Source organism: Methylocaldum sp. MU1018 (assembly GCF_053646775.1).
The window spans coordinates 2,393,609-2,408,015 of the sequence record NZ_CM132195.1 but is presented as its reverse complement, the minus strand read 5'-3'; the positions used below and the strand labels follow the sequence as shown (position 1 = coordinate 2,408,015).

The following is a 14,407-nucleotide window of genomic DNA, read 5'->3' as shown; positions in this document are numbered from 1 at the left end:
AAAACCGCAATTGTACACCATCCGGCTCGCCTGGGCTGTCGACCGAAACGGGCGCTTGAGTTTTAGATTCTGCAAAGAACGGAATCGTGCGAGATAATGGCCGACTATTTTTTTGTTTGTAGCGACAGTCATGAGCCAGTTACCTTCGATACGTCTCAAGAAAAACGAAGAGCGACGCTTGCGCGGCGGCCATTTATGGATTTTCAGCAACGAGGTGGATGTCGCGGCGACCCCGCTCAAGACGTTCGGGGCGGGTGACCTCTCGATCGTGGAAAGTTTCCGCGGGCAGGCTTTGGGCATCGCCTACGTCAACCCGGCATCGCTGATTTGCGCCCGCCTTTTGACTCGGGATTTGCACGTCGGGATCGATCAAGCCTTCTTTGAGCGGCGTTTGCGGCGTGCGTTGCAGTTGCGCGAGCGCGTGTTTCCCAAGCCTTTTTATCGTCTGGCGTACGGCGAAAGCGATGGAATGCCGGGAATGGTGGTCGACCGTTTCGGCGATGTGTTCGTCATCCAGACGAATACGGCCGGCATGGAAAAGCTTCAGGAATCTCTCGCGGCCGCGATCGGAGCCGTTTTCGGCCCGCGCGCCATCGTTATGAAAAACACGTCGAGCCTCCGGGCCTTGGAGGGGCTCGAAACATACACGCGGGTCGTCGAAGGCGGTTTAGAGAAACCGGTCGAAATCGAAGAAAACGGCGCCCGATTTCTGGTCGACCCGATCGGTGGCCAGAAGACCGGCTGGTTCTTCGATCATCGCGAAAGCCGGGCCGTGCTGGCCAAGCTCGCGCGCGGCCGGCGCGTGCTCGACCTTTTTTCCTACACCGGGGCCTGGGGCGTGCAGGCGGCGCTGGCCGGAGCGGAAACCGTCGATTGCGTGGACGGTTCGGAGGCCGCTTTGTCCTTGGCGGCCGAGAATGGCCGGCTCAACGGCGTTGCCGACAAGCTGCGGTTTTTCAAGGACGATGTATTCGAGTTCCTGAAGCGGGCGAGAGAGGAGCGGCAGCGCTATGATGTGATCGTGCTCGATCCGCCGGCCCTCATCAAGCGCAAGAAAGACGTCGCGCAAGGCGTCGAGGCCTACCGGCGGCTGAATCACGGCGCGATGCAGGTGTTGGCTCCGGGCGGCATCCTGGTATCCGCGTCGTGTTCGTTTCATTTGCAGAGGGACAGCTTGCACGATCTGCTGCGGGCCTCGGCGAGAAGTCTGGACCGTCATTTGGTCTTTTTCGGACGCGGCGGGCAGGCGTCCGATCACCCCGTGCATCCGGCCATCCCCGAGACCGATTATTTGAAGACCTTTTTTTGCTATAGCGCCGAGAGCTTATAAATCGTGCGCCGCCGCGGAGGACATCGGTTTGGGACTGGCATATTCGGGAGAGACTTGGCTGGTTTGCGCCAGCCAGTGTCCGAGGAAATTCCGCCCGGAATCGGTGCCGAATAGCACGATTACGACAAGCGCCGTCAGAAACAGCGCCATCATGACGGTGACCGGGAGCGTAACGGCGAATTCGAAGTGCAGTTTTTTTCTCTGATCCGTATCGGTTGCTCGCGCCGCGGCTTCCAGAACGGCCAGCCGATTTCGGGTGGATTGAAGCGCGTCTCTGAGCCGGTTTCCTTCCTCTTCCATGTCGCGGAGTTTGGCTTGCATCGCCGCCAGGTCGTCAGCGGCCCGATGGCGCACCGCATCCAGTTCCTTGCGCAGTATTGCCGCGCCTTCGCCTTCATCGGGGGCATTGACTCCGCGTCCGGCGAATTCGTCCGTCGCAGTTTGCAGCTCCGCGAGTTGCTGCGCCAAAGCCTCGACCTGCCGCTCGGCGGCCGTCTTGTCGCGGATGGCCCGCAGATTAAGGGCTTTCAGCCGCTCGACCTCCTGTTGCAGAGACGACGGGGCGTCGTTGCCGGAATCGTGCTCGGCTTTCTCTTTCTCTTGCAACAAGCGCTCATGAGTTTCCCGCAAGGATTGCAGGTCGGTTTTCAGCGCCTCGATTTCTTCTTTTGCTTTGAGCAACTGTTCTTCGGCCTGCTGGCGCTTTTCCGCGATGGACGCGGCAGAGGCCATGAGGTCGCCGGCCTGGGCCAATTGTTCTTCCAGCGCACGCGCCCGTGCGACCGATTCTGCCGCCGCGTTTTCGGATGCCGCCAAACGCCGGGCGAGGTCTCTTTCCCGTAAAGCGCCTTCTCGCACGGCGGCTTCGAGTTCCCGTAACCGGGTTTGCAATACGCTCGGCGATTCGTCTGAAGCCGGAGTTTCCCGGGCGGCCGGTTGACCGGAGTCCGCGACGCTTTCGTTTTCCTTCCGCCGAACGGCGGGCGGCGCGTCCGGCGGCGGCGCCTGGTCCGTCGGGCGGTGCGGGTCGGGCGATTCGCTTTCCGGAGGCGCCGGCCTTTCCGGGGCGCGAGTGTCGAGAGCGTTTTGGGGGGCTTCGGAGGTTTCCGGCCGGTCGATTTCATGCGGTTCGGATTCGTGCGGGAGGTCGTCCCGTTTGGCCGGGCTTTGCGCGGCGTCGGCGGTCATTGGCAAGAGAGGCGAGTCGGGTTGTTCCGGCTCCGCTATCGGGCAGGCCGTGGCGTCCAGCGAACTCGGGGGTGTCCATTTCGGCGCTTCGACGACCAGGTGAGCCCGGGGTACGTTGCCGATGCCGCCGGCCAAGACGTGGGCTTCGAAGCTGTAGCGCATCAGCAGGAAGGCGCCGGCCTCGCTGAGTCGGCCGTCCGCGCAGACCAAAAGGTACTTGGTCTGCCGGTTCAGAGTCGGAAGCATCACCCGCAGCGAAAAGAAAGGAATATTGAGGCTTCCCGGCAAGCGCCCCTGTTCGTAGGCGTCCGGCGCCCGGACATCCAGCCATACCGCGTCCCGGCTGGCCATTCTTTGGGCGGTTTCGAAATCGACATGAGTTATCACCGGTTCCTTGAGCAGCTTGATGAAGCTGGCTTCGTCCAGTCTCAGCAGAAGGCCGTCGGTCAGCATGGTGACCGTGACGTTGCGCGGGTCTCCCGAAATCAGGGAGTCCTCGCCGAAGGTGTCGCTGACCTTGAGGGTGGCCAGCTTGATCTCTTTTGCGAGTCGGGATGGCTTGCGCGTCACGGCGCAGCGTCCTTTTTTGACGATGTAGTAAAAGTCGCCGGGATCGCCTTGGCGGCAAATCACCTCGCCCGCCTTGACTTCTATTTCCTCGAGATTGCGAAGAATGGCCTGGATGTTGGCCGGAGACAGCCGTTGGAAGATTTGCGACTTGAGCAACGCCGTCATCCAGTCGCGCGTGGGCTCTTCCGGAATGTCGCTGACTTTGTACGTGAGGAGCCCGCGGTTGAGTGCGTCCTGCTGGTTCACGATTTCCGGCTCGATGCGGACGTATCTGACCGTGTCCTTGGCGACGGCGGAAACCTTGCGCGGAATTTGATGAGCCAGGGCGAATCGGGCGGTATCCGTTCCGCCGCTGACCGAATCCATCTCGACGCCCCCCGCCTGCAACGATATCGTGCCGCTCAACAGGTACACGAATTCGGTTTTCGTTTCTCCTTGCCGAAAAAGGACGGAATCCTTAGGCGCCTGTTCGATCTGGATTTTTGTGCAGAGCTGTTCGAATCGGCCGTCGGGGAGCGTATTGAGAGGAATCAACCGGCGCAATTCCTTCGCATCAGAATCACTCAAGGCGGGAGGCATGGTCGTGTTGTTCGGATATTCAGGTTTGCGAATGTTGGGCATGATCGTTTCCAGCGTCCAAGCCGATGGCGTTGTTCGGATTTCCTACGCTTTCATATAATAGTCCATCCCTCCGCAAGTGCTTTGTGATGACCATCAATTATTGATGGTCTAGGCTTGAAGCCGTTTCACTCTTTTGAAATCACCGAGGTATATTCATGGGCAATAATCGTCGATTGCTTCCGCTCGTTCTGGCGGGTCTGTTGTTTTGCTTGAATACGGCGCACGCGGCCTGGCCGCTCAGCGTGGACGACCAGCCTTTGCCCAGCCTTTCGCCCATGCTGAAGAAGGCGACGCCGGCTGTGGTGAATATTTCGACGCGGACGCAAATTCAGGAAGCCGAGCATCCTTTGCTGCGCGACCCGTTCTTCCGCTATTTTTTCGACATCCCGAATCAACCCCGTCGCCGCGAAAGCTCCAGTCTGGGTTCGGGCGTGATCGTCGATGCGAAGCGCGGTTACATCCTGACCAACAATCACGTCATCGATAAAGCGGATGAGATTACGGTGACGCTGAATGACGGCCGACATCTCGGCGCGAAATTGATCGGAGCCGATCCGGAATCGGATATCGCCGTGATCAAAGTGGAGCCGCAGAATTTGAGTGAGCTGCCGATCGCCGATTCCGGGCAATTGCAGGTGGGCGACTTCGTCGTGGCCATCGGCAATCCGTTCGGCCTGGGACAAACCGTCACTTCCGGCATCATCAGCGCGCTCGGCCGTTCCGGACTCGGCATCGAAGGCTATGAAGACTTCATCCAGACCGATGCCTCGATCAATCCGGGGAATTCGGGCGGCGCGCTCGTCAATCTGCGCGGCGAGCTGATCGGCATCAACACCGCCATCCTGGCGCCGAGCGGCGGCAATGTGGGGATCGGCTTTGCCATTCCCGCCAATATGGCGACCAGCATCATGACCACCTTGATCGAGCATGGCGAAATTCGTCGCGGACTGCTCGGCGTGGCGGTTCAAGATCTGACTCCGGAACTGGCGCAAGCCTTCGGCCTCGCCCAAACCCAGGGCGCCGTGATTACCGGCGTGCAGCCGGATTCCCCGGCCGCCAAGGCCAAGCTGGAGCCCGGCGACATCGTGCTGGCGATCAACGATCGCCGCGTGAAGAACAGCATGGATGTCCGCAACGCCGTGGGCCTGCAGCAGATCGGCGACAAGGTGACGATCGAAGTTTTGCACAAGGGCGAAAACATCGTCCGCGAAGCGAAGATCGCTGAGCCCAAGATCAGCCGGGAGGAAGGCAAGAAAATCCATCCTAAGCTTTCCGGGACGTTGCTCGGCAACACCGAGCCGAACGATCGGGTGCAAGGCGTGCGCGTGGAGAAGATCCACACCGCTTCCTATGCTTTTCAGGCGGGGCTAAGACCGGGCGATATCATCGTCATGGCGAACCGCCAGCCGGTGAGTAACTTGAAGGATCTCAAGGCGGCCGCCGGCGGCAGCGACGAGTTGTTGCTCAATCTGCAGCGGGGGAACGGTTCGTTCTTCTTGTTGCTGCGCTGATAACAAATGCCAATAGGCTAAGGGGCTGTATATCAGCCCCTTTTTCGTTGCGAGAGAAATTTTATGGGATTTTGGTGGGCCCTTTCCCAACCGAATTACTGGCTGCCTTTAATGGCCATAGCCTCGCTGCATGTGCCGCTTTTTATGTTGATCGACAGGCTGCAGCGGGGATTGGAGGGTGTTCCGCTAAGCCATGAAATCTCTGTCCGGGGTGGGCCGCCGTTTGTGCATGCCGTGCTCGCCCTCGGGTTTGTCTTTCTGGTATACCCTCACCAGTTCGGGCGCGCCGGGGAATCGGATTTGATCGGATATCTCGATACTGGAGAGAGGTCGATCTCGGATCTGTTCAATCTGGCTTTCGTGCTGGCGGTCTTTTTGCCCTGGCTGCCGGTGTTGGGCAAGTACAGGGGCATGGTGACTTCGCTTCAGATCGCCGTCCTCGGAGCCGTGCTACTGCACTGGCGGCATCCGGATGTGTCGATAGCGTATTTTCCGCCCGCGCCGATGCTTGCCGGACTGATCGCCTTATCGATCGGCCTGCATGTCCTGGCGAGAGCATTCGGCGAGCGGCTCGGACACCGGCTGGATGGGATGTTTGAAACCGAAGGGTGGGCGAATCTGATTGAGCCGCCTCTCGATTTCCTGCTCCAGGGCGTGGTGTTGCTGAGATATGGGCTTTATTTGGGCGGGCAGTTGCCGAGTTAGCGAAAATGGAACAGGGCGGGGTTTTCCCGCCCTGAAATGCCGCTGAGCTTCGATCAGCCCACGAGGCTGAGCCATTCCGGATGGTCGTTGCGGCGGCCGTGCACGTAATCGAAATATAGCGTTTGCAGCTTTTCCGTGATCGGTCCGCGCCCGCCGTCGCCGATGGTCCGTCCGTCCACTTCCCGGATCGGGGTCACTTCGGCGGCGGTGCCGGTGAAGAAGGCTTCGTCCGCGACATAGACTTCGTCGCGGGTAATCCGTTTTTCGGCAACTTCGAGCCCGTTTTCCCGGGCGATGGTGAAGACGGTTTCGCGGGTGATGCCTTCCAGCGCCGAGGTCAGGTCCGGCGTATACAGCTTGCCGCGGCGCACGATGAAGATGTTCTCGCCGCTGCCTTCGGCGACGTAACCCTCGTGATCGAGCAGCAGGGCCTCGTCGCAACCGGCTTCCACGGCTTCCTGAACGGCCAGGATCGAATTCAGGTAATTGCCGTTCGCCTTGGCCTTGCACATGACGCTGTTGACGTGATTGCGGGTGTAGGACGAGGTGCGCACCTTGATGCCGCGCGCCATGTTTTCCGCGCCGAGATAGCTGCCCCATTCCCAGGCGGCGACCATGACATGCACCTTGAGGCCCTTGGCGTGCAGGCCCATGCCCTCGGAGCCGTAGAAGCACATCGGCCGGATATAGGCGCTGGACAGATTGTTCCGGCTTACCGCTTCGCGCTGTGCCCGGTCGAGGATGTCTTTGTCGAAAGGCATCTTCATGTTCATGATGTGGGCGGAGCGGAACAGCCGGTCGGTGTGGTCGCGCAGACGGAAGATCGCCGCGCCCCGGTCGGTCTTGTATGCCCTGAGTCCCTCGAATACGCCGCAGCCGTAATGCAGGGTGTGGGTCAGCAGGTGAACCTTCGCGTCTCGCCAGGGCAGCCATTCGCCGTCGAGCCAGATGACGCCGTCTCTGTCATCCATCGCCATCAGTCGTTCTCCGAAATTACCAGTAAAGTGAAAAGCTTAGCGTTCCATCACGTCCCGCCAAATCTGCCGCACGCGGGAACGCAGTTCGAAATGTTCGTCGGCCGGAACCAGCGCGGGCACTTCCAGCAACGCACACCGGTGGGTGTGCTCGCGGAAAAGGCAATAGGCTTGCCGCAATGTTTCGGCATCGTCCGCGCTTAGGAAACCGGCTTTGGTGAGGGAGTCCAACAGGCGCACCACGTCGGTCCACTCGGTCAGTTTTTTGCAGTCGTGAGCACCCGAAAGAACCCCGAATTGTACTATAAACTCGATATCGACGATACCGCCGGAGCCTTGCTTCAAGTCGAACACGGCCGGGTCTTTCGCCGCCAGATTGTCGCGCATTTTTTCCCGCATCTCGCGAATTTCGCTCCGCAGGGTTTCCTTGTCGCGTTTCCGGCACAGGGATTTTTCGCGGATCGCGCCGAACCGTTCGGCGGTGCTCGGGTCTCCGGCGACGAACCGGGCTTTGACCAGCGCCTGCTGTTCCCAGGTCCAGGCTTGGTCCATCTGATAGGCATCGTAAGCGTCGACGCTGCTGACCAGGAGGCCGGAGCTTCCTGAGGGCCGGAGCCGCAAATCCACTTCGTAGAGAATTCCCGCGGGGGTATTCGCGGTCAAAAGATGAATGACGCGCCGGCCCATCCGCGCGAAAAACTCGGCGGTGCCGACCGGCCGCTCGCTATTGGTGAGAGCGTCGTCGACCCCTTGGTAGAGGAACACCAGATCCAGATCCGATCCGTAACCGAGTTCCAAGCCGCCCAGCTTGCCGTAGGCGATCACGCCGAAACCGTCGACGCGGTCAACGGTCGCGCCGGGCGGAACGCCGTGCCGCGCCGCCGTCAGCCGCCAGGCCTGGCGCATGACTTCGTTGATCAGGACTTCGGCGATGTAGCTGAGATAGTCGCTGACTACCATGATCGGGATGGCGCCCACGAAATCGGCCGCCGCGACTCTCAAAACGTTGCTTTGCTTGAACTGGCTCAGGCCGATCAGGATTTGCTCGAGATCCCCGTGGTCGATCGAGTCGAGTTTCCGTGTCAGTTCCCGTTCCAATTCCGCCTTCGACAGCGGCGTGTAAAGCGACCGCGGATCCAGCAGTTCGTCCAGGAGCAACGGGTGCCGGGCGATATAGTTGGCGATCCAGTGGCTTCCCGCCGCCAGCTTGACGAGTTGCGACAAGGCCGACGGATTCTCCGCCAGAAGCGTCAGGTAGACGTTGCGGCTGGCGATGGCTTCCAATAGCGCAAAAATCCGCTCCAGCGTGTTCTCGGGCTGCTCGACGGAGGCCGTGGCGCGCAACAGCATCGGCATGAGCCGGGTGAGTTCCGAAGCGCCGCGCGGGGTGAGGTTCTTGACCGCATGCGATCCCTGAAAGGTCTCGACGAGCTTTGCGCCGGCTTCGGGGTTCGGCCATCCGAGATTCCGCAACGTCATATGGATTTGTTCGCGGTTCCCGGTCAATGCGAAAGCTTCTCGCTCCTCGGTCTTGACCGGCGTGACGACCTGTTCGAATACCTGGTGCACTTCTCGGCGCACCGTATCGATGTGCGCCTTGAAGTCGTCCCAGTCGGCAAAACCCATCGCGAAAGCCAGGCTGAGGCGCTGTACCGGATCGGCGGGAAGATCGTGGGTTTGCTTGTCGGCGTATTGTTGCAGCCGGTTTTCCACCGTGCGCAGAAAGCTATAGGCTTCCCGCAGTTTTTCGACGGTCGGCGCGGGCAGCAAGCCCAAATCGCCGAGGGTTTCCAGGACCGCCAGGATGCGGCGTTCCCGCAAGCGCTTTTCGCGTCCGCCGCGAATCAGTTGAAACGCCTGGCCGATGAATTCGATTTCCCGGATGCCGCCGGGGCCGAGCTTGATGTTTTCCTGGCGATCCTTGCGTTGCAGTTCCAGCGAGATTTTCTGCTTCAGCTCGCGCAGTTCGCCGAGGGTTCGGTAATCCAGATAACGCCGGTAAACGAACGGACGGAGGAATTCCTGAAGTTCGCGTCCGGCTTCGAAATCGCCCGCGACGGGACGCGCTTTGATCATGGCATAGCGTTCCCACTCGCGCGCCTGGCTTTGGTAGTAAGTTTCGAGAGCGTGGAAATTCTGTACCAGGGGGCCGGAGTCGCCGAACGGGCGCAAGCGAAGGTCGACGCGAAAAACGAAACCGTCTTCGGTCACGGCGTCCAAGACCTTGACCAGGCTGCGTGCCAGCCTGGTGTAGAACTCGGCGTAGCTGGTTTCGCGCTTGTCCGAGAGAACGCCGTCGTGCCGATAGGCGAAGATCAGATCGATGTCGGACGAGAAATTCAGCTCGAAGGCGCCGAGCTTGCCCATACCCAATACGACCAGCGATTGCGGCCGGCCTTGCTTGTCGACCGGCGTTCCCTTGCCGGCGCAGGCCCGGCGAAACAGGAAATCAAGGCTTTCCTGCACGCACACGTCGGCCAGCGCGGACAGTTCCTGCAAGGTTTCCGCCAGGCCGGCCCAGCCGGCGATGTCGCGCCAGGCGATCCGCACCATTTCCCTGTTGCGGAAGCGGCGCAGTACGGCCATCAATTCCGCTTCGTCGTCGATGCCTTCCAAAAGGCTTCGCAGGTTGCCGCGATAGGATTCTTCGTCGGTCGGATTCGACAGATGCCCCGATTCCAGTAGATCCTTCAGAAGTTCCGGCCGGCGGGCGCACTGTTCGACGACGAAGGGGCTGGCGGCCCAAACCCGGTCCGGCGCGTCTCCGAGCGTGTCGGGAAATGCGCCGATTTCGATTCCGAGACGCGCCGCATTTGCGGAAAACGTGGACCAGGCCGCGCTGACCGGCTGTCTGAGCGGTTCGGGCAATCGGAGCGGAAAATCGAGGTTGTCGGACATGGGACGGCCTTAGCGGTGAGGGCGTCGAGAGTTTAGGCTCAGGGTTTTTCGCTGTCGCCGCCGAAAAACGACAGCAGAAAATTCGAGAAAAAGTCCCCGCGCTCGTTCCGTCTTTCACGGGCGGCTATCAGCGCCTGGCGGACTTCTTCCTTCAGCTTGGTGTCGGAAAGCAGCATGTAAGGACGGATCGGCGCTTTTTCGGCTTTTTCCAAATAAGGCAGGGCCTTGTCATACTCGCCCTGCTGCAACAAAAAGTCGCCGTAAAAATAATTCGAGTCCAGCGCGTTCGGATAGAGCTTCAAGGCCGCTTCCAGATACTGGCGCGCCGAATCGTCGTCTCCGAAGGAAATCGGCCAGCCGGGAAGCCGGTAATAAAGATTGCCGAGGGTGATGTAAGCCGATCCTTCCATGGCGCGGGGATTGATGTCGATCGCCTTGATAAGCAGTTCCCGGGCCTCGCTGATCCGGCTCAGCGAGCTCAAGCCGACGTCCGCCCCCGCATAGGTGCAGAGGACGATGGCTTCCAGAATCAGCGGATCGGCTTGTTTGGGGTATTGCTCGGAAACGGCATGAACCCTGGCCAGAAGGTCTTTGAACTTCTCGGCGTGCTCGGACGGCGGCAGGCGGTAAAAAATTTCCGCCCACTCGTCTTCCAGGTGTCGGACGATTTCATTGACATTCGATCCGGCCTTCGAGTGGCCGATGCCGGGCAGGATAACCGCCAACAGGATGAGTACGAGGCGTAAGGATTTCAAATGCAAGCTTTCGGAAATGAGCGATAAAGAGAGCATTCTAACAACCGGGAGATCGAGTGGTTAATGAAGATTTTCCCTGGATTCGCGGAGCGGTGCGCGGCCTTTTCGCCGAATCGTCTTCGCCGGCCCGGTCGAGCGGCTATTCGGATTTTTCTTTGCCGAAATTTCTTCTCGTCTTTTCTATCTCTTGCCGGTAAATCTCGGCATCGCCGTAATCGATAAAGCGGTTGTACCGAGCATGGGGCGATTTGACGCGGCCGGCGTGTTTGATGGGACACCAGTGCTGCTCGGTGCGGGCGGCGATTTCCCGGACGTACGCGAGGAAGCCGTTACCGTAGGAGCAATACGCGCAATTAAGTTTCTCGATCAGGTTCAAATAGGCCAGGCGTCCCCGGTCGAAGATCAGGTAATCCCGGCGTTTCACTTTCGGTATGCCGTAGATCGGGAAACAAACCGCCTGGTATAGGGTGACGGCCGAATCCAGAAGGACGAAAGGAATGATCAGGGAGTAAATGAGCGGCGCGGTGAGCAGCGTGAGCGGGTTGGCCTTGACGATGTACTTCGTCAGGCCCGCCTTGAGTTTGCGGTGTTCCCGCAACAGTTCCCGGGCATAATCGATCTTGCCGTTCCGGAGCTTGAGCCGGAATTCTTCCCCGTGTTTGGACAGTTCGGCTTCGAGTTCCTCTTCGAGAGCCTGAATGTTTTCGATCAGGGCAGCGATTCGCGGATTCATAAAGTGCTCGGAGTGACGGAAAAACGGACCGTCTACGATAACACGAAAGCTCTCGGAGAATCGTGGATTCAAGCCGTTCATGAAAATCCCGGCAGGGCAGATTAATCCGGCGCCATTTAAGGCGGTTTCCACTCGCATGCAAGGAATGATCAAGAAAGGCTTGGGTGTGGGAGCAGGCCATAAACCCATCCGAGAACCGGCCTAGTGTCTCAACCGGGCTGAATTGACGGATACAGCCGTTTGAGTTTGATCCGCGCATCGGCGGTGGTGAACCGCCACTCTACCGTGCGGTGAGCCGTATTCCGCTCGGCTTCCCACGCCGCAATTTCACGGGTCAGGATGGCCGAGTTGGGAATCCGGCGGTCCAGGCACTGAGTGGCCAGGGCGCTCAACTCAATCTCGGCCATGTTCAGCCAACTGCCATGCTTAGGGGGTAGTGTATTTCCCGGCGCTCCAGGAGCCGCCGGGCTTCATCGGGCGCAAACGCCTGATGGAGCGCGGCCGGCCGGTGCGTGTTCAGGTTGTCCATCACCAGGACGATCTTCTCCGCCTGAGGGTAGTGCACGTCTACCAGAGATCCCGAATCACCTCCGCGAAATCCACCGCCGTGCGCCGCTCAGTAACCTTGACATGGCGGTATCCCGCCAAAGGTTCGAAGAGCATGAACAGGTTGGCGGTGCCACACCGCTCGTATTCATAATCGTAACGCTCCACCTGGCCGGGTTCCGTGGGCAAAGGCTGGCGAGTTTCCGCGACGAGTTGCTTACCGCATTCGTCCAGACAGACTTTCGGCCGCTTCGGATCATAAGGCCGGGTATACACCTCGAGGACATCCTCCATCGCGCAGACAAACTCGGCATTGGCGCTGGGAGGAATCACCCATGGCTTGTTCAGCCAGGGCTTGAGCGTGTTTTTTCAGCGTGGTCCGGATGCATTCGGGGCGGATCGAGGGGACCACTTCGAGTGCTTCGAAGTGTTGAGCCAGCAGCTTCAACGTCCAACGGGCATGGCCCTCGGGCGCCGGGCCACAGGCTAGGGCGATCAAGCGTGCCGCCTGCGCCCCATCCAGTTTGTGAAACTGCCGCCCGGTCGGCTTTTTCCGAGAGAGCGCAGCGTCCAGGCCGGATTCCACGAACGCCTGCCGGACCCGATGAATCGTCGAGAGGCTCGTATCGAACGCTTCCACGATCTTGCCATCGCTCCACCTCGGTCCGTCTTCGCTCGGATCCGCTTTCAATAGAATCCGCGCCCGTGTCAACATCGTCGCGGCATGGCGCCCCTTCGTCAGTAACTGCTCCAAGGTGTCGCGTTCGGCCTTGGTGAGCCGGACAAGATAGCGGACCATAACAGGGAACTCTCCAGAATGAACGAGGGCCACCGCCTTTCATTCCAGCCTTCACTCTGTCAGCTGAGTACGGTTAGGGTACTAGGTCGAAGACCGGCATCGAGGCCGGGTACCGGCGGGATTGCCCGGCCTCGCTCGATCCGCCGTTCCCGCCGCCGAGCGAATTAACGCTTTCCCGGATCTTCGGCTTTTGCCGTTACGCCGGCCGGCGGTACTCTGACGAGCCTCACCCGGCGCTGCGCGGGATCGGTCCAGGCTAGATAGATTCCGTCGTCCGCCCGTGCCATGCTGAGGTGGCGGCTGGGCCAGCGCGGGAATCCGCCGCGGTACAATGTGACACGGCCCTGTACGGCGCCGTCGGGCCGCACGCGGGCCATCCGCAGTTCTTCTTCGGGACCTGCGCGCCCCCGCCAAGCCACGACGGCTGAACCGTCCTCCAGAAGCAGCGCATCGACGTAGCCGTTGGCATCGGTGTCCAGTTCGACGGGTTTGTCGAAACGAACGCCCCGGTCGGCGGAAAACGCCGCTTTCACCCGTCCGACGCCACCCGCGGCGCTGAACCAGGCGACCATCGTCCGCGCGCCTTGCGAGGCCACGGCAGGTCCGTTGCTGGGGCAACCTTCGATGACCCATCCGTCGGCATGCACGATTCCGCCGGCGCCGACGTCGGCCGAATCCCAGCGCGCGAGGGCGATGTCCCGGACCTCGCCGGCGAGATGGTCACGGTAGGCCGTCAGCAGCGTATTCCCGCTAGCGACCGTGCGCGTCTCGCAGCAGGAGCAGACGTCGGCATCCACGGTCCTTTCGGTGCTCGCCCGGCCGTCGGCACCGATCAGGGTCGCCATGAGCCGATAACGGTCCGGATCCCGCCGGTCGGTCCAGACCAGTGCGAAACCGCCGTTTTCCAGAGGTGCGGCGGACATCTGAGCGTCATAGATGCGAGCGGCGGCGGAATAGGGGTGCAGCGGCTTGCTCCAATGCCGTCCGCCGTCTCCGGATCGGGAGACATAGATCTCGGCGGCGTAGCGATCCTTGTCCAGGTCCGGATGGAGCATCCATACGGCGGCCAGTGCGCCGCCTTTCAGTCCGATCACGAGCGGCGGTGCGGCGAAAGTGTGGCGGCCCGCAACTATGGTGCGCGGCTCGGACCAGATTCCGTTCTCGCGGACGGCGAAGCGGAAACGGTTCGACTGCTCGTCGCCTTCCACCCAGCTCAGCAAAAACCGCTTTTGATCGATCTGTGTCAGATGATGCTGGCGGCTGCCGGGCGCCGCGGGCGTATCGATCTCCTGCACGAGCGTTTCCGACGCCATCGAGGAGGTTCCGGCGAGCCAGGCAAGCCACGGCAGCGCGGCGGCAAAGCACAAAAAGAATGAATATCTCGGTTTCATCGCGTTTTCTCAATGGGTTTGCGTTGGACCGCCCGGACGCGCTATCCGACGGCCGATGCGATAAGACGTTGGTAGAGAGCGAAACGCGGGAAAATCGGCCGTTTCCGGCGCACGGCTCGAAGAGGCGCGGGGCGGCGGAACGTTGGATTCTTGGCCAATGGACAGCGGACCGGGTCGAGTCGCGGAATGGTCGCGGTCAGCCCGTCCGTTGCATGATGCCCGCAGGCATCCGGAGAAGCTGACCGCTAGTCAGCACTCAAATAAATACAAATCTCATGCCAGATTGCGGTTTCACAATATTTCAACGGCTTATCCAATCGCATGACCTTCGAAAGGGTGTCCATTAGTGCATATCACTCAGTGCGCCGGGTGAAATCCCGCATCGG

General features: G+C 60.4%; 9 protein-coding genes and 1 pseudogene. 3 read left to right on the top strand and 7 right to left on the bottom strand.

Annotation, left to right across the window (positions count from 1 at the left end):
* Positions 1–130: 130 nt before the first annotated feature.
* Positions 131–1,330, top strand: a complete 1,200-nt coding sequence (locus ACWJKU_RS11050) for a class I SAM-dependent rRNA methyltransferase (protein ID WP_454142356.1) — start codon at positions 131–133, stop codon at positions 1,328–1,330.
* On the opposite strand, the gene ACWJKU_RS11045 is transcribed toward ACWJKU_RS11050, so the two are convergent.
* Positions 1,325–3,709 carry a cyclic nucleotide-binding domain-containing protein gene (locus ACWJKU_RS11045; protein WP_454142355.1) on the bottom strand — a complete coding sequence of 795 codons (2,385 nt, stop codon included), beginning with the start codon at positions 3,707–3,709 and terminating at the stop codon, positions 1,325–1,327. The genes ACWJKU_RS11050 and ACWJKU_RS11045 overlap by 6 nt on opposite strands.
* Positions 3,710–3,864: 155 nt before the next feature.
* Here ACWJKU_RS11045 and ACWJKU_RS11040 point away from each other — a divergent pair, with 155 nt between their 5' ends.
* Complete coding sequence (locus tag ACWJKU_RS11040) at positions 3,865–5,220, top strand: DegQ family serine endoprotease (RefSeq protein ID WP_454142354.1); 1,356 nt, start codon at positions 3,865–3,867, stop codon at positions 5,218–5,220.
* A 63-nt stretch (positions 5,221–5,283) separates the two neighbouring features.
* Positions 5,284–5,925, top strand: coding sequence for a hypothetical protein (locus ACWJKU_RS11035; RefSeq protein ID WP_454142353.1), 642 nt, complete (start codon positions 5,284–5,286; stop codon positions 5,923–5,925).
* A gap of 53 nt (positions 5,926–5,978) precedes the next feature.
* Here the strand turns inward: ACWJKU_RS11035 and ACWJKU_RS11030 are convergent, their stop codons facing one another.
* The 6 genes and pseudogenes from ACWJKU_RS11030 to ACWJKU_RS11005 all read right to left on the bottom strand — a co-directional run bounded on the left by ACWJKU_RS11030 (position 5,979) and on the right by ACWJKU_RS11005 (position 14,021).
* Positions 5,979–6,902, bottom strand: coding sequence for a branched-chain amino acid transaminase (locus tag ACWJKU_RS11030; RefSeq protein ID WP_454142352.1), 924 nt, complete (start codon positions 6,900–6,902; stop codon positions 5,979–5,981).
* Positions 6,903–6,938: 36 nt separating this feature from the next.
* Positions 6,939–9,797 carry a bifunctional [glutamate--ammonia ligase]-adenylyl-L-tyrosine phosphorylase/[glutamate--ammonia-ligase] adenylyltransferase gene (gene glnE, locus ACWJKU_RS11025; protein ID WP_454142351.1) on the bottom strand — a complete coding sequence of 953 codons (2,859 nt, stop codon included), beginning with the start codon at positions 9,795–9,797 and terminating at the stop codon, positions 6,939–6,941.
* Positions 9,798–9,835: 38 nt separating this feature from the next.
* Positions 9,836–10,552: a tetratricopeptide repeat protein gene (locus ACWJKU_RS11020; protein ID WP_454142350.1), complete on the bottom strand. Its 717-nt coding sequence runs from the start codon at positions 10,550–10,552 to the stop codon at positions 9,836–9,838.
* A gap of 139 nt (positions 10,553–10,691) precedes the next feature.
* Positions 10,692–11,285, bottom strand: a complete 594-nt coding sequence (locus ACWJKU_RS11015; protein ID WP_454142349.1) for a hypothetical protein — start codon at positions 11,283–11,285, stop codon at positions 10,692–10,694.
* Positions 11,286–11,494: 209 nt separating this feature from the next.
* Positions 11,495–12,630 (bottom strand): annotated as a pseudogene (locus tag ACWJKU_RS11010) (IS630 family transposase).
* Positions 12,631–12,794: 164 nt separating this feature from the next.
* On the bottom strand, positions 12,795–14,021 hold the full coding sequence (locus ACWJKU_RS11005) for an exo-alpha-sialidase (RefSeq protein WP_454142348.1): 1,227 nt from the start codon (positions 14,019–14,021) through the stop codon (positions 12,795–12,797).
* Positions 14,022–14,407: the final 386 nt, after the last annotated feature.